At 47.3% G+C, this 13,651-nt stretch carries 17 protein-coding genes; 12 read left to right on the plus strand and 5 right to left on the minus strand.

Annotation, left to right across the window (positions count from 1 at the left end):
- From EV681_RS22180 to EV681_RS22190, 3 genes are all read left to right on the plus strand, one after another.
- Nucleotides 1-622 (plus strand): nucleotide-binding protein (locus EV681_RS22180; protein WP_130305309.1); only part of this gene is annotated, 622 nt, incomplete at its 5' end.
- Nucleotides 623-654: 32 nt separating this feature from the next.
- Nucleotides 655-915: a ribbon-helix-helix protein, CopG family gene (locus tag EV681_RS22185; protein ID WP_130305310.1), complete on the plus strand. Its 261-nt coding sequence runs from the start codon at nucleotides 655-657 to the stop codon at nucleotides 913-915.
- A 52-nt stretch (nucleotides 916-967) separates the two neighbouring features.
- Nucleotides 968-2,182 (plus strand): replication initiator protein A, encoded by a 1,215-nt coding sequence (locus tag EV681_RS22190; protein ID WP_207227132.1) that lies wholly within the window; start codon nucleotides 968-970, stop codon nucleotides 2,180-2,182.
- A 645-nt stretch (nucleotides 2,183-2,827) separates the two neighbouring features.
- Here EV681_RS22190 and EV681_RS22195 read toward each other — a convergent pair.
- The 4 genes from EV681_RS22195 to EV681_RS22210 all read right to left on the minus strand — a co-directional run bounded on the left by EV681_RS22195 (nucleotide 2,828) and on the right by EV681_RS22210 (nucleotide 6,881).
- Nucleotides 2,828-3,253 carry an NUDIX hydrolase gene (locus tag EV681_RS22195; RefSeq protein WP_130305311.1) on the minus strand — a complete coding sequence of 142 codons (426 nt, stop codon included), beginning with the start codon at nucleotides 3,251-3,253 and terminating at the stop codon, nucleotides 2,828-2,830.
- A 26-nt stretch (nucleotides 3,254-3,279) separates the two neighbouring features.
- A complete protein-coding gene (locus tag EV681_RS22200; RefSeq protein ID WP_130305312.1) occupies nucleotides 3,280-4,551 on the minus strand; it encodes a Y-family DNA polymerase in 1,272 nt (423 codons plus the stop codon).
- Nucleotides 4,548-4,976 carry a LexA family protein gene (locus tag EV681_RS22205; protein WP_130305350.1) on the minus strand — a complete coding sequence of 143 codons (429 nt, stop codon included), beginning with the start codon at nucleotides 4,974-4,976 and terminating at the stop codon, nucleotides 4,548-4,550. Before EV681_RS22205 ends, EV681_RS22200 begins: the two co-directional genes overlap by 4 nt.
- Nucleotides 4,977-5,177: 201 nt before the next feature.
- Nucleotides 5,178-6,881 (minus strand): AAA family ATPase, encoded by a 1,704-nt coding sequence (locus EV681_RS22210; protein ID WP_130305313.1) that lies wholly within the window; start codon nucleotides 6,879-6,881, stop codon nucleotides 5,178-5,180.
- Between the two features lie 406 nt (nucleotides 6,882-7,287).
- Here EV681_RS22210 and EV681_RS22215 point away from each other — a divergent pair, with 406 nt between their 5' ends.
- Together EV681_RS22215 and EV681_RS22220 are read left to right on the plus strand one after the other, a co-directional pair.
- Nucleotides 7,288-7,641 (plus strand): hypothetical protein, encoded by a 354-nt coding sequence (locus EV681_RS22215; protein WP_130305314.1) that lies wholly within the window; start codon nucleotides 7,288-7,290, stop codon nucleotides 7,639-7,641.
- Nucleotides 7,642-7,952: 311 nt separating this feature from the next.
- Entirely contained in the window at nucleotides 7,953-8,318 is a 366-nt protein-coding gene (locus EV681_RS22220; RefSeq protein WP_242612364.1) for a hypothetical protein, read from the plus strand.
- Nucleotides 8,319-8,840: 522 nt separating this feature from the next.
- Here the strand turns inward: EV681_RS22220 and EV681_RS22225 are convergent.
- The gene (locus EV681_RS22225; protein WP_130305316.1) at nucleotides 8,841-9,080 is read right to left on the minus strand and encodes a transcriptional regulator; all 240 of its coding nucleotides are present in this window, start codon (nucleotides 9,078-9,080) and stop codon (nucleotides 8,841-8,843) included.
- Nucleotides 9,081-9,192: 112 nt separating this feature from the next.
- Here EV681_RS22225 and EV681_RS22230 point away from each other — a divergent pair, with 112 nt between their 5' ends.
- The 7 genes from EV681_RS22230 (at nucleotide 9,193) to EV681_RS22260 (ending at nucleotide 13,642) form a co-directional block, all read left to right on the plus strand.
- Nucleotides 9,193-9,540, plus strand: a complete 348-nt coding sequence (locus tag EV681_RS22230; protein WP_130305317.1) for a helix-turn-helix transcriptional regulator — start codon at nucleotides 9,193-9,195, stop codon at nucleotides 9,538-9,540.
- 510 nt (nucleotides 9,541-10,050) lie between these two features.
- On the plus strand, nucleotides 10,051-10,566 hold the full coding sequence (locus EV681_RS22235) for a hypothetical protein (RefSeq protein WP_130305318.1): 516 nt from the start codon (nucleotides 10,051-10,053) through the stop codon (nucleotides 10,564-10,566).
- 44 nt (nucleotides 10,567-10,610) lie between these two features.
- On the plus strand, nucleotides 10,611-11,375 hold the full coding sequence (locus tag EV681_RS22240) for a nucleotide-binding protein (protein WP_130305319.1): 765 nt from the start codon (nucleotides 10,611-10,613) through the stop codon (nucleotides 11,373-11,375).
- A complete protein-coding gene (locus tag EV681_RS22245; RefSeq protein ID WP_130305320.1) occupies nucleotides 11,341-11,937 on the plus strand; it encodes a TrbM/KikA/MpfK family conjugal transfer protein in 597 nt (198 codons plus the stop codon). The genes EV681_RS22240 and EV681_RS22245 overlap by 35 nt, the downstream gene beginning before the upstream one ends.
- 54 nt (nucleotides 11,938-11,991) lie before the next feature.
- On the plus strand, nucleotides 11,992-12,405 hold the full coding sequence (locus EV681_RS22250; protein WP_130305321.1) for a hypothetical protein: 414 nt from the start codon (nucleotides 11,992-11,994) through the stop codon (nucleotides 12,403-12,405).
- Between the two features lie 4 nt (nucleotides 12,406-12,409).
- Complete coding sequence (locus EV681_RS22255) at nucleotides 12,410-13,159, plus strand: lytic transglycosylase domain-containing protein (protein ID WP_130305322.1); 750 nt, start codon at nucleotides 12,410-12,412, stop codon at nucleotides 13,157-13,159.
- Between the two features lie 162 nt (nucleotides 13,160-13,321).
- The gene (locus EV681_RS22260; protein ID WP_130305323.1) at nucleotides 13,322-13,642 is read left to right on the plus strand and encodes a TrbC/VirB2 family protein; all 321 of its coding nucleotides are present in this window, start codon (nucleotides 13,322-13,324) and stop codon (nucleotides 13,640-13,642) included.
- The last annotated feature ends 9 nt before the right edge of the window (nucleotides 13,643-13,651 follow it).

Below are 13,651 nucleotides of genomic sequence, written 5' to 3' on the forward strand. Positions count from 1 at the left end.
GGGTGGAGTTGGTAAAACGACTCTAGCAGTTCAGATTGCAATCGCTCGGGCGCGAGCTGGGCGAGACGTGTGGTTGATCGATGGCGATCGGCAAGGGACCGCAGCTGCGGCCATAGCCATAAGATCCGAAGGTGAAACCCTACCTGGGATCGCCTGCGCTCAATATCATGACGGCCCGCAGCTGCGGTCACAAGTGCAGCAGCAGCGAAATAAATGGAGCGACATTATTATCGATGTAGGGGGTAGGGATTCAACAGCCCTACGCGCAGCACTTACCTTGGCAGATACGCTTCTTGTCCCATTTGCGCCTCGATCATATGACGTTTGGGCGCTGGAAGATATGGCAACTCTGGTTGATGAGGCTAATAGTGTGAGGGACGGTCTCAGGGCTTTTGCTGTTCTGAACTTAGCTGATCCAGGTGAGCAATCAACCGATAATGCCGAGGCTGCCGCAGCAGTCGCAGAAGTACCTCAATTTCAGTACCTATCAACTCCGATCCGTCGGCGAAAGGCTTTTAGCAATGCATCCGGGGCGGGTTTATCTGTATCCGAAATGAAACCCAAGGATGCAAAAGCAATTGCTGAAATTGATAGATTGATTGAATCTATTTTCAATGTATAAAGAATATTCAAAGAAGTACAGGAGAATATAGTATGGCAATACATGCAAAACCAAAAAAACCACTTAGTAAAGAAGCAGCAGCAGAAGCGTTTGTAACTGGTGCGCCTGATGGGACTGCAAAACCAGAAACATCTGTGAGCTATGATAAAGGAATAGTAAAAGGTCACAAGCGCCAAGTCAGTATCACTATTTCACCCGATTTGCTGCGTCAGATTGATGCAAAAGCTGAGGCGATGGGCACAGGGCGGTCGGCATTTATTTCAATGGCCGTATTCAAAGCGTTGCAGGAATAGTATTTATAATATATTTTGAATATTCATAGTATATTAATTAAAGGTGAATTATATGGGTAAAACTGATACGCAGGAGGACCAAATTAGCCTATATCCTGAGGCAGTTAATTCCTATGATTCCACCGGAAAATCTGAGGAAATCTTGGAGCATTTACGCGCCTGGCACCGCACATTGTCGGACCAAATTGTAGACGCCAATCGAGAGTTGGCCATGTTGTTCGCGCAGGGGAAAGGGAAGGCTGACGAAGCGGTGATTATTCAGAAGCTATTGGCTAAGGTCCACACTCGACGTTCCGAGGTCGAAAAAAATATTGAAGAAGAAAAAAAAGAGCTTGAATATTTTCGGTCGCTGCATAAGCAGAGCAGGGTAGAGGTAGAAACGATTGATGAGCCTACCGAGCAAGGGTTGATTCGGGTACGGCACCCTAATCGAGATTTTTTTCTAGCAGACATGTTTGATTATGCCTTGAAAGATGATGGCGCAAGCATGGAAGCCCCGATTTTCACCCTATCTACGAAGCCTGATCTGAGCATATGGGAATGGCGAAGCAAAGACGGAAATAAATATGTCAAAGTCACTCCCTCCGTGCTTGGCCGAGCGACTCAGCACGATAAAGATGTACTGATTTATGTCGTATCGCAAATGACTGAGGCTTTGAATAGGGGCCGTGAAGATGCTAAAAACCGAACTATTCGCTTCACAGTACATGATTTCCTAGTCACAACTAATCGGCAAACTAGTGGCGAAGGATACAAGCTCTTGCATCAGGCATTTGAACGGTTACGCGGTACTTCGGTTTCCACTGATATACGCACAGGAGGAACTCGGGTACGAGAAGGGTTTGGGATTATTGACCGTTGGAAAATCATTGAGAAATCACGCACTGATGAGCGAATGATAGCTGTTGAAGTGACGCTTTCTGACTGGCTTTTCAATGCCGTACAGGCATATGAAGTTTTAACGATTCACCCGGATTATTTTCGCCTACGTAAGCCAATGGCTCGGCGGTTATATGAAATCGCTAGGAAACACTGTGGACGACAATCTCAGTGGGTGATAAGTCTACGACTATTGCAGGAAAAAACAGGTAGCAAATCTACTTTAAAAGAATTCAGAAGTGCAATTCGCGCCATCCAGGCGGATAACAGTCTGCCAGAATATAGTTTGTATTTAGAAGAAACGAATGACAAGGTTGTATTCACAGCGCGAAATGCTGGTCAACTTTCCCAGAATCTCATTAAAGATATGGCAAACGGGCCTGCTTGATACGTCATTTCACCCACCGCCACAGTTCCCTTGTGGATAAGTTCTGAAAACCATGTTTTCCTGTGGATTGATACGTCATTTCACCCACCATTCCTGTGGATTGGTTCGTCATTTCACCCACCGGCCATTCGTCATTTCACCCACCCGGGCTTTTGCTATATAGCTGTTTTATAAACAAAAAAAGCCAATATTTTTGGCCCTAACGCGCGCGCGCGGTTTTTAACTATTATTCTTTAACGCAAAAACGCGCCTAACCCTCCGGTCGCTCCGCTCCCTACGCCCTTTGCTACGCAAAGCCTTTATTATCTATGTCCCGCTAAAGCGGGAATGACAGACCCTAACCTCAACACTGAGCAAAGCTAGACTTACCCAGGCCAAACCGTGAGGCCCTTGGCCGCGGGAACCGTGCCGGTTCCCCTGTCCTCCCTACGCTACCGCTTCGGTCGCGGCCTCGACCCCTTTTGTGAAAACCTAGCGGTTTTCCCCGCAAGCGGCACCCCTTTCCCTTTCGGTTTGGCAGTAAAGGACGTCATTTGAGTGTCATAATGCTTATATGGAGCGCAGAAACAGGCCATGCGGCGATTTTTCTGCTAAACCGGTACCAAAGTGTGAGTTTTGCAAATAAACGCTTAAAACGGCTCTAATTTAGCCTGGAATGAAATCGCTCAAGATCTCGCTTTTGCATATGCTTTTTAAAGCTTCTTGCACATAATCGACCATCGGATCGGGCAGATGGGGCAATGGCTGCCACACTAAATCGTCGCATTTATCAGGCTCGTTATTGATAATTTGCCCTTGCCATCTATGGCACGTCAAGAAAAAGCTGATGCGGTTTTGATCGGCATCACGTCGCATAACGCCACTCAGGACCAGATCGTTAGCGTCAACGATGGCACCGACTTCCTCGGCTGCTTCACGTACCGCACAGCCTTTGATGGTTTCGCCGGGTTCAAGATGACCGGCAACGAGTGAATATTGACCGTCTTTGTAACCGGTATTGGCTCTGCGAATGAATAAGCACTCATCCTGTTCATTGAAAAACAGCACGTGTACATCAACAATGCTTTGCATTCGACCTGCCATTTTCTACCCTTGATTTATGCTCTGGCGATTAACACTTCGTCCCAGTTCGTAGTATATCCCTGGCTTTTGCGCTCCTGGCGCATATACCAATGCTCGCGGTCGTGAAACCCGATACTGCCTGTTTTAACTGATCCCCGGCCATATCGGGCATTGATACCGTCCAGGGCCACCATCAGCTGCGCCCGCTTGTCATACTCCGGTTCCACGGGGAACAGTTCACCTTGAACCGTATCTGCAGGCGATATGTCCATCAGCATGACGCCCGCCTTTTTATACTTGAATCCTGGCCGCCATATTGTCTCAAGCGCCCTAAGGGCATGTTTGGTAAACGCCAGGTTATCAGCGGTCGGGTAGGGCGGGGTGACCAGGCGGCTATTGCCATACTGCTTGGCCTTGTCAAAAGGGCTCGTGCGAATGAATATCTGCATGCTGGCGGCCACCGAGTTCTGCTGGCGCAGTTTGTTGCAGGCGATGGCGACAAACTCCGACAGGGCGCTTTGCAGCCCCGGCAGGTCAGTCATTGGCAAACCAAAGGAGCGGGACGAAATAATTTGCTTTTTGGGGTCGGCCACTTCTTCCAGATCAATGCGCGAGATCCCGCGCAGCTCTTGCACGGTCTTGCCCACGACAATGGAAAACTCGGCTCTGGCCGCTTCGGGCTTCATGCGGGCCAGATCAAATACCGTATAAATGCCCAGCTCGTTAAGCCTCTTGGCAATGCGCCTGCCAATGCCCCAGACTTCCCCGACTTCGATATTTTTCATAATGTCGGCCAGCTGGTATCGGTCCAGCTGCGTCAAGTCACACACCCCGGACCAGGACGGCTGCTTTTTGGCAATGTGATTCGCCAGTTTCGCCAGGGTCTTGGTGGCGCCGATGCCCACACAGGTGGGAATCCCGGTTTCGCGCAAGACCGCAGCCCGGATTTTCTGGCTGTAGGCGCTCAGATCCTCGGTAATCCCGGAGAAATCAGCAAAGCTCTCGTCTATGCTGTAGATCTCCTGGCGGGGCGAAAATCGGCTGATAACGCTCATCATGCGGTCGCTCATGTCGCCGTACAGCGCAAAATTGGAAGAAAGTGCCATCAGTCCCTTTTCTTCCAGGTGTTTGATCTCAAACCAAGGCTGGCCCATTTTGATGCCCAGTGCCTTGGCCTCGTCTGTGCGCGAAATGACACAGCCGTCATTGTTGGACAGCGAGATAAGCGCCTTGCCTTTCAGGGACGGCCTAAAGACGCGCTCACAGCTGCAATAGAAGCAATTGCCATCAATCAGCCCATAGGTCATAGCATGTCCTTGATGACGTGCGTAACAACGCCCCAGATCATCCATTCTTGGCCGGGAACCGGCACTATGTCGGGGTAGGTGAGGTTAGCGGCCTTGAGCCGTATCACACCGTTTTTCTTGTGCAGTCGTTTTACAGTCACATCCCCATCGATTTCGGCAATAACGATGCTGTTGTGTTTGGCTGTCAGGGATCGATCGACAATCAAATGATCGCCGTCGTCAATGCCTGCCTCTTTCATCGAGTGGCCTTTGACGCATAGGTAAAAAGTGGAGGACGGGTTCTTGACGAGGATCTCGCCAATGTCGATCCGGTTCACGGCCAGGTCCTGGGCAGGGGACGGAAAGCCTGCCGGCGTCTTGCACACAATCAGCCCAACACTGGCCGAGGTTTCCACCAGGGGAATCAGGTCAAGGTAGGTTTTCATGGCATTCAAAATACTGTATATAAAAACAGTATTATCCATGATAAATGGTAGCTCAGTGTTTTAAATAATCGGTCGCGATAATGTTTATCGATAGATAAAATGTGGTGTTTAAGATTGATAGCTAGTAATCCACGGGTTGCTTCCAGAAAAAGAAAAGGCATCCCATGAATAGTATTTTTCTAGCTTTGTAGTTCGCTGGTCCTACTCTGGAGGACGGATAAGTTGCTGAGCAATATCCTGTAGCTGGGGGACACTCAATGCGGGCGACGTCTGTACGATGTCAACGTTACGTCCGAGGTGCTCTTGTAGCTGTGATGCCACCATGCCGCGAACTTGCTTTCCATAGCGATAGCGAACCGGGTTGGCGTCGTAAGACTCGAAAGCTTGTGTAGCTATGCTTCCTGGGTCTACCCCTGGGCCGCCCTTGTTACGATCTTTTTGTGCCTCGTTATTTCTGTAATTAATGCAGCGTTCTATAGATTTAACGCGGGTTGCAGCAGTCGCATCATTGATTATCTGTTCGACAACTGCCCGATCCACTTCGGGAACTAGCGAGACGATGTGGTCGCTATTTAGGAAGTGGCTTTCTACATCCGTACCGGTGGTCAAGAAAACGCTCAGTCCGGCGTCAGTGAGACCTCGTGAATACGACTCAGCCTTTGCATCGGTCATGTAATCCCTATCTCGATGGACCAGTACCAGCGTACCGGGCGCGTGATCACGGATGAAACTAGCTAGGACTTTGGCTGATTGAGTGTTGCTGCAACCCGCATAGGACCAGATTTGACATACGTCGTCCCCTAGGCCGGACGCTTGCAGGAGGACTCGAAGACCCTCGGGCTTGGAGTCCTCCGTCAAGACAATGAGTGGCGTTTCCCCGTTACGAAGACGGTCTCCCGCGTCAAGTGCGCCAAGGCCTAGCAGAACCGACACTCGATCAGTATTGTCTGCATGGATCGCGCCTTCGGAAAACCAGTGGACCATCGCGCCAAGTGAGGAAAACTCGTCAAGAAAGTGCCGCGAATGCGTAGAAATCAACACCTGGAGATCAGAAGATTGGACAATGGAATGAAGTAGACGCGCCATGCGCCGCTGGTTGTCTGGATGAAGATGAGAGTCCGGTTCATCAAGAATAAGAAGCGACGGTTTATAAACCCCAATGTACGCGAGCGTTTGGATGGCCTGCAGGACGCCAGTTCCGCATGAGTCGACCGGCAGATTGCTCTCTGTTTTTACAGCTTGAGCTGAAATAAATTCATCGACGGCCTCATTGAATAAAACATCGATGTTTAGACCGCCAAAAATCGTTGCTAGACGAGAATTGAAGGTCTGCCAGGCTGACGGGTCTTGTTTAAGAAGCCAGAGCACATTTCTAAACACACTATTTGCATCGCCTTTCGCTGCTGCTCGTTGAACTATTCCAGGGGATCGAAACTCTTCAAACGCAGGGATACCGGCCAACCCTGGCGCAACGACGCTGAATGGATGCTCCATTGACTCTAGCCGCATGCCAAGAGCGCTTCCCTGAATGCTTACAGCGATATTCTTGTTCTTTCCACGTCTTACTTGAATCGCTGCGGAACCAAGATTATCGGTCGTCAGCGTTACCGAGATCGCTTGGTTTGCGTCCTGCCGGAGGCTTCCACCTGCTGCGAGCGCTTGGACATCTCGAAGCGGTGTGTACACGAGTTGTTGTGTAGCAAGACTTCCTGACAGGTTCTCATCATTCCAAAGTGCGACGTTGTCTAATCGCAAGCTCTGTGCAACGGAAACTCCAAACTGGATAGCATGTAGGAAGCTGCTCTTACCTGCATTGTTGGGACCGACAAGAAGTGTTATCCGTCCGAAAGGAACGGTAGCGTCGGAAATGGACTTAAATCTCTGAACTCTCGCACTTTGCAGCATAAGATCTCCTAGGCTTGATCGTGCGGCTATCGCTCAGTCACGATAGCTGGCATAAAATTGCCAGCCAATTAGACATTTTCCCATAAAAACTCAAACCCTTCTGATTAACGACACCCCTTTTGATATGAGTTTGCTGCGGCAAGCCTTTTCGCACGCGAAAACCCGGGACGACTTGCATTTACGCAAAGTCCCTATCCTGCATATAGTCTTTTAGTGGCGTTTTGGTGGTTAGGGGCTAGCGCGATACTGCATAGGCTATGCACATAATATGCGTAATATTGCTTTGTTATTAAGCATCATATAGAAATATCGAGCAGTTAAAAGCATTTTGACGCATTTATACTGAATGTGGTAGCATAAGGTATGCTTTTTAATTTAAATATTGTGCATTAATAGGGTTTGTCTTATGCATGTTGATGAATTTATCAAAATGAATGCTTCGGAGAGGTCAGCTAAATATTCACAGCTCACGCCCTTTCGGGACGCCATTATCAAGCTCAAAAACGAGGGCTTTTCAGAACGAAAAATTCTGGAATTCTTGGCGCTGAACGACGTAGTTGTTAATCAATCGACGTTGCACCGCTTTGTAAAAAGACATGCTGATAACGAGCCACAAAAAAAATCTGTAAATACAGTTGCTCGGCAACGGCAAGCACCAGGTGCTGAGTCCAAGAGAGAACCCCAAAAACCCATTGATCCAGCAAAGCCATCCTGGGTGCCGGATCATATCAACGTGGATGAACTCCTGAGTAAGACCTAATTTCCATATAGCGAGACTTTAGGTTAAATTAACTTTAAGGGTCGGCGGCAGTCTGTTTCAACGAGCAGCGCCGCCTTTGTTGTTTTTATCAGCCTATATTTCAAATGAAATAAAATGACAATTCATATTAATAGCCAGTCACGCGTGATAACGATCACAATTAAACACTTTTCATCTTACTTTCTGTAACATGTGGCTATTTACTGGCTCGGCTATGCGTTGCTCTCTTTATCAACCCCTGGAATATTTGCCTGTCTACCATCCTTTACTGAGGTGTGAGGCGCTTTTTCCGCATTTTTCTGACCTTCCCTATGGATAAATTTGAAATCCGTCGCCAGAAACTTCTAAAGCTTATTGACGAGTATGCCTATGGCGTTAAATATAAATTCGCGCAAATGGTTGATTTGCATCCTGGAACGATTAGCCATCTGGTCGCAGAGCCAGGAACACCAGGTAAGCAATTAATTTCCGAGACTAAGATAGATCAGATAGAAGGGCGGCTGGATATACCAGGATGGTTTGATTTACCACCGGACCCGCAACAGGACCTTTGGCCTTTCAGGGCAATGACATTTCGCCAGTACTGTGAAATGGACGCTTTAGACAAAGATGAGATCGAGGCATTTTTAAAAATAAAACTCAAAAGTCATTTTAAAAAGCAAAAGAAAGTGCAATAAAAGGCCGTTTTAAACGGTCTATATTTTTATTAATTATATTGAACTCATATTTTTTAAAAAAGATATTGCAACAAATTACAGGGTACGATAGTATTTCTCAATTAATAAGAACGCTCTTTAATCTGTTGCAGACATAATCACCTGTCGAGGTGATAAACCAGACCCTGGGACGGGTATATTTTGCGTTCCCAGCGATATGGAGAGGCGTCAGCCGGGGAGCCTTGAACAGAATCCCAGCAATCCTTCAAAGCAAGGGGGTTTGTACTAAAAGGAGGGAATAACATTAGTACGAATCAGGCACAACAGCGCAATACGATAGCGCACACGCAATGGTCGCGGCGAACGTGAATATTCGCGGTAAGACATTTGAATAAATGCTTTTGGCTTACAGAATCGACCTGACAGAACGGAATAGATACGTCAAAGCACTTGCCATCTGGGTGAGTGCGCTTTATTAAATGGCTTGGCATGTGATGGCCAGGCATTTTAAAGAAGCGGAAAATTTACTGAATAGTTGAATAATTATATAATCGGTTCAGTTCCGCGCAGATACGACCAATCGACGGTTGAGTTTAGGTTTTCACATCGGATCCCTGTCAGTTTTTCTATTTCTGGGCAATGCTCAGGAGGGACTTCGCTTTGTTTCCATTGCCATATTGCGCTACTGGATACGTTCAGTAGATCGGCCAATCTGGCTTGATTACCTACTACTTTTGCCGCAGCATTCAATGATTCTTCGATAAGAGGGTTTTTCTTTTTCATAAAGTTCAACTTGTTAAGAATGCTATAAGTTTAGATTATCTGAATATTTATTTCAATAAAGTGTAAAGTATTTCTTGATACTAAAACTTTAGTATTTCTTTACACTTACGACATGAAATTAAATGAATGGATCCGCTCTGCGCGTCACCATGCAGATATGAGCCAGGAGAAGCTAGGAGAGTACCTGGGGAAGTCCAAGGCAAACATCTCTATGTGGGAATCTGGAGCTCATGAGCCGAGCTTTGCGCAACTATTAAAGATAATAGAAGTGACTGGCTATAGAGAACTTTTGCCTGGATTAAGTGCTGCCTTGGAAAAGGCACATTGGCCATTCCATGAACTCTCTTTGGATAAGGTTAAAAAGATCGATGACCGAGATCTTATCAAGCTAGAAACGGTCATTCAGATCTCTGCAAAACAGATCGGACTTGACGTTTCTAAGGACGAAAGCAATAAATAACCCTTTGTAAAAGTGCTACGGGCTTGCCCTGTAGTATTTTGTTGCAATAAAAGTTAAGAAAAACTAAATAATAAAGTCAGTTATGCTTTACTAAAAGTGTTAAGATAAACTAAACTAGAGTCAATGGTTAACGCCATTGGCTCTTTAACAATTTATCAAATAGTCACATGTCGATGTGATTAGTCAGCCCGGCGGCAACTTTGCCCGACCGGCCTGTCCAGGTTCGCCAGGGGCCTGACTCGAAACCCTATTAGCTATCAGTAGATGGCGGCTTGAGATTAATAATCCAGCTGGCTAAAGGCGCAAGACGATGGCGCACACGCAATGGTCGCGGCGAACGTGAATATTCGCAGTTAGAAATGATCGGATCCATCCGATGAAACTACGTAATCGACCTGACAGGCCGGAACAGGTACGGCAGATAAGCCACTTACCAAGTAAGTGCGCTTTGGTAAATGACCTGGTTATGCCAGGTTTTTTTCTGAAGCGATATATTCATTATGGTGATCTATGCAAGTATTAGCGGCTGAAAAATTCCTTCGTCCTTCATCTAAGCCCATAAAAAAACCGCCGTTTTCTCTCCCTCGGAAACAGATTGATTGGGACGAGTACAGGCAATATGGCACAGTTAAATGGAAACCTCGAAAATTTGAATTGCAGTTTATCGGGGGTATACAGTTCGGTTTTGAACCATGGATGAGGGTAATAGGCTCATTTAACAATAACCTGGTATCGCTTCCTTCTGTTCTCGAAATAGACCCTTTTCTGGCACGTAATTTGAGAAAAGGAGTTGTTGTCTGGACTCCCAACAGAAGGGGAATAGGGAATGTTGATAGAACAGAGTGGGCGGCCTTGTGGCTACGGATACGGGCGACAAATCATAAATCCATTCCCTGGGAAATCCATTTTGAAAGAGTGAATGAATGCAATTTTGACATTTTCCAGGCCAATGACAGCACTACACGCCTTGAGCTGTACGTAGCCAAGGATCAGCGGGAAATCTATAGACATAAACGTTTCTGGTAATGCGCACCGGATAAATAGCCGGTTTTTTATATCAAAGGATATACATGAAAACAGTACATTTCGTCTTGCAAGGCAAGGGTGGGGTAGGTAAGACATTTATTTCATCAATCGTTGCGCAATACCTTGGGCATGGTTCTGGCGCCCCTGTGCATTGCTTTGATACCGATCCCGTCAACAAAAGCTTTTCACAAATACAGGGACTGAACGTTCAAACAATCAATATCCTTACTGAAAACAAGAAAATTGATGGTAGCCAGTTTGATCAATTGATAAATCAGTTAATTGAGCTGGACGGTCAGGGAGTTATTGATAATGGCGCGTCTTCATTTGTCCCGCTTATGGACTATCTTCAAGAGAACAACGTACCTACCTTTTTCAAGGACGCAGGCATCAATATGGTGATGCATGTTCCCATGCAGGGCGGTCAGGCCCTAAAAGATACGACATATGGCCTAAGCGTTGTCCTGGATGAGCTGAAATGCCCTGTTGTCGTCTGGCTTAATAATCATCATGGACAGATTGATAAAACGGTTGATGCTTTCAAAGATCGCGCCATTTATAAAAAATACAAAAGCCAAATTCTTGGTGTAGTGGAGATTGCCGACCGCAGCCAGGATACTTTCGGTAAGGATATCCGAAGCATGACAGAGCAGAATTTGACATTTGATGAGGTGGCTCAGTCAGAGAAATTTTTCATTATGAATAAGCAGCGGATTCAGATTTTCAAGCGCAGTATTTACGAGCAGTTGGATGCTATTAATTTAGGAGAAAAAAATGATGTTCCTGCTGAAAAAGACAAGCAAGCATAAATTGCCTGCTCTGATGATCACGATAGCCGCCAGTTTGGCGGCTTTTTCATTTCCGGCCCACGCAGATCAAGAGCTGTCAGGTGATGAGAAAGATTCTTGCGGTGCATTACTGTGTTTAGCCAGCGGTGCCGGGCGCGGTGAAAGCGAATGCCAGGGCTATCTACGCCGCTATTTTTCGATCAAATTCACCCGCCCGGACAAAACTTTCGAAGCTCGGCGCGATTTTTTAAGCATATGTCCTACTGATAGTGATCCGGTATTTACGCAATACCATAAACCGGCGCTGATCAACGCCATTGCCAGGGGCGCGGGAAATTGCGACGCTAACTTTCTGAACAGCCTGAACAAAGCCTATTACGAGAAAAAAATCGTAGACAAGGGTTGGAGCAAATGGAACAACGATGATGATACGGTGCGCATCGAGCGGGTGGAGTATGTAAAAAATGAGCTACCCCCGTATTGCAAAGTGTATGAAGAAAACGAATACACGCAAGGCGTTGTACCAGTTTATGTCGGGGTAGAAAAAGAGGATGGGCATTTTGTCGATCCTCCACCGCAGTAATAGAAGGGTGGGCCGGTCCAGGTGACTGGCCCTTTTATTTGAAGGAAACACAGTATGCAGACCAGGACCGAAGAGCTGGTAAATGAGGTTTTTACCCAGACAAAACAAAAACTGTCTCCTGATGATCCCTTGCTTTCACTAATTCTGTTGCAAGAAAAAAGCTTGCAGCGGGCATTTGAGCAGCAAAACACAAGCCGGGCCGATCAGGATCAGGCATTTTTAGCGCAACTGGACGAACGCCTGGTAAAAATCAATGCGATGGCTGCCGACCTGGCGCAGTACCGGGAAAGAGTGATTGCGGAACTGTTGGCCAAGAATCAGCAGGTTGCGGTTCAGATTGAGGGCAGGGTAGTACGCAGGGCGTTGGGCGGTGTCAAGCGATTGCGGGTGGTGGCTGGTGCTGCCCTGGCGGTGGCCGTTCTTTGCCTAGTTGGGGTTGGGATGATGTATTTTCAGATTAGAGGATGAGGACATGAAAGCATTCAAGGCCATGATTGTGGCTGTGTTGGCCGGGTTATGCGTATTACGCCCTGCGCTGGCTGTACAGAAGCAGGCCATACAAACACCGGCAGAGCTGACATTTAACCAGCTGGCGGCTAGGTGTGCGCCTACGGTGCATGCCAGTACCTTGCAGGCGCTGGCCCGCACAGAGAGCAATTTCAATCCCTACGCGATTGGGGTTGTCGGTGGCTCGGTAGCACAGCCAAAGACCCTGGAAGATGCCATTGCAACGGTCAAGACGCTGCATAAGGCGGGGAAGAATTTCAGTATGGGCCTGGCGCAGATCAATAAATACAATCTGCCTAAATTTGGACTTTCCTATGAAACGGTGTTTGATCCATGTCAGAACCTGCAAACCGGGGCGCAGATCCTTGAGGACTGCTTTAACCGGGCTGGATCTGCTGATGGCCAGGTCGCGCTGCAAAAAGCCCTGTCTTGCTATTACAGCGGCAATTTCAGGACTGGTTTTAGGCAGGATTTCAAGGGCCAGCCGCCCTATGTGAAACGGATCCAGCTGGCGGCAGCGCGAAACAGTGAGGAGCAAAAATTGCGGATCCCCGCGATAAATGCCACGGCTCCCTTACAGGGGCCGGTTAAGGCCACGGTTAAGAATAAACCGACTGCCAAAGACAATCGGAACCCAGATACGGGTCGGACCGTGGCGACACAGGCAGCTGAAAAGCGCGAGACTGCCAGCTGGGATGCTTTCGGGGATTGGTAAGAGCTAATTAATTATTTAACTATATAGTTGAATACAAGGAGGGCAATCATACAGAGAGATATGGCATAGCAGGCTTGTAAACATTTCGAGTTCTTTTTAGTACCAGACACCCAATCGGGTGTTTTTTTTCGTTCTTAATATTTGATTTTTCAAGGAAAAACAATGAAACGTGTCTCTAGTAAGTTAGTTCGCACTGTGGCTGATTCTCTAATGATGGTCACCCTTGTGATGGTTTCTCAGGCGGCGATGGCCCAGGGCTTTGCCGCGCCGGTTATCGATGTTGTCACGCAGATCCAAGATGGTATTTACGCCTTGGTGGGCGTCCTGGCAATTATTGGTCTGTTATGGCAGCTGTATGAAGGTTCGCAAGGTCAAAAGACGTGGCCCGATATTGGTAAAACGTGCCTTTGGATCGTTGCCGCGGCTGCCGTAGTGGCTATCGGTAACTGGCTCTGGGCAACCGGCGCGTCAATTTCGTTCTAATTAATAAGG

It is taken from the genome of Advenella incenata (genome assembly GCF_004217095.1).
In the GTDB taxonomy this organism is placed as follows: domain Bacteria; phylum Pseudomonadota; class Gammaproteobacteria; order Burkholderiales; family Burkholderiaceae_B; genus Advenella; species Advenella incenata.

Bases quoted from the DNA above. Each gene is read 5' to 3' on its own strand.
- EV681_RS22185 (WP_130305310.1), top strand. From the start codon at position 655: ATGGCAATACATGCAAAACCAAAAAAACCACTTAGTAAAGAAGCAGCA.
- EV681_RS22190 (WP_207227132.1), top strand. From the start codon at position 968: ATGGGTAAAACTGATACGCAGGAGGACCAAATTAGCCTATATCCTGAG.
- EV681_RS22195 (WP_130305311.1), bottom strand. From the start codon at position 3,253: ATGCAAAGCATTGTTGATGTACACGTGCTGTTTTTCAATGAACAGGAT.
- EV681_RS22200 (WP_130305312.1), bottom strand. From the start codon at position 4,551: ATGACCTATGGGCTGATTGATGGCAATTGCTTCTATTGCAGCTGTGAG.
- EV681_RS22205 (WP_130305350.1), bottom strand. From the start codon at position 4,976: ATGAAAACCTACCTTGACCTGATTCCCCTGGTGGAAACCTCGGCCAGT.
- EV681_RS22210 (WP_130305313.1), bottom strand. From the start codon at position 6,881: ATGCTGCAAAGTGCGAGAGTTCAGAGATTTAAGTCCATTTCCGACGCT.
- EV681_RS22215 (WP_130305314.1), top strand. From the start codon at position 7,288: ATGCATGTTGATGAATTTATCAAAATGAATGCTTCGGAGAGGTCAGCT.
- EV681_RS22220 (WP_242612364.1), top strand. From the start codon at position 7,953: ATGGATAAATTTGAAATCCGTCGCCAGAAACTTCTAAAGCTTATTGAC.
- EV681_RS22225 (WP_130305316.1), bottom strand. From the start codon at position 9,080: ATGAAAAAGAAAAACCCTCTTATCGAAGAATCATTGAATGCTGCGGCA.
- EV681_RS22230 (WP_130305317.1), top strand. From the start codon at position 9,193: ATGAAATTAAATGAATGGATCCGCTCTGCGCGTCACCATGCAGATATG.
- EV681_RS22235 (WP_130305318.1), top strand. From the start codon at position 10,051: ATGCAAGTATTAGCGGCTGAAAAATTCCTTCGTCCTTCATCTAAGCCC.
- EV681_RS22240 (WP_130305319.1), top strand. From the start codon at position 10,611: ATGAAAACAGTACATTTCGTCTTGCAAGGCAAGGGTGGGGTAGGTAAG.
- EV681_RS22245 (WP_130305320.1), top strand. From the start codon at position 11,341: ATGATGTTCCTGCTGAAAAAGACAAGCAAGCATAAATTGCCTGCTCTG.
- EV681_RS22250 (WP_130305321.1), top strand. From the start codon at position 11,992: ATGCAGACCAGGACCGAAGAGCTGGTAAATGAGGTTTTTACCCAGACA.
- EV681_RS22255 (WP_130305322.1), top strand. From the start codon at position 12,410: ATGAAAGCATTCAAGGCCATGATTGTGGCTGTGTTGGCCGGGTTATGC.
- EV681_RS22260 (WP_130305323.1), top strand. From the start codon at position 13,322: ATGAAACGTGTCTCTAGTAAGTTAGTTCGCACTGTGGCTGATTCTCTA.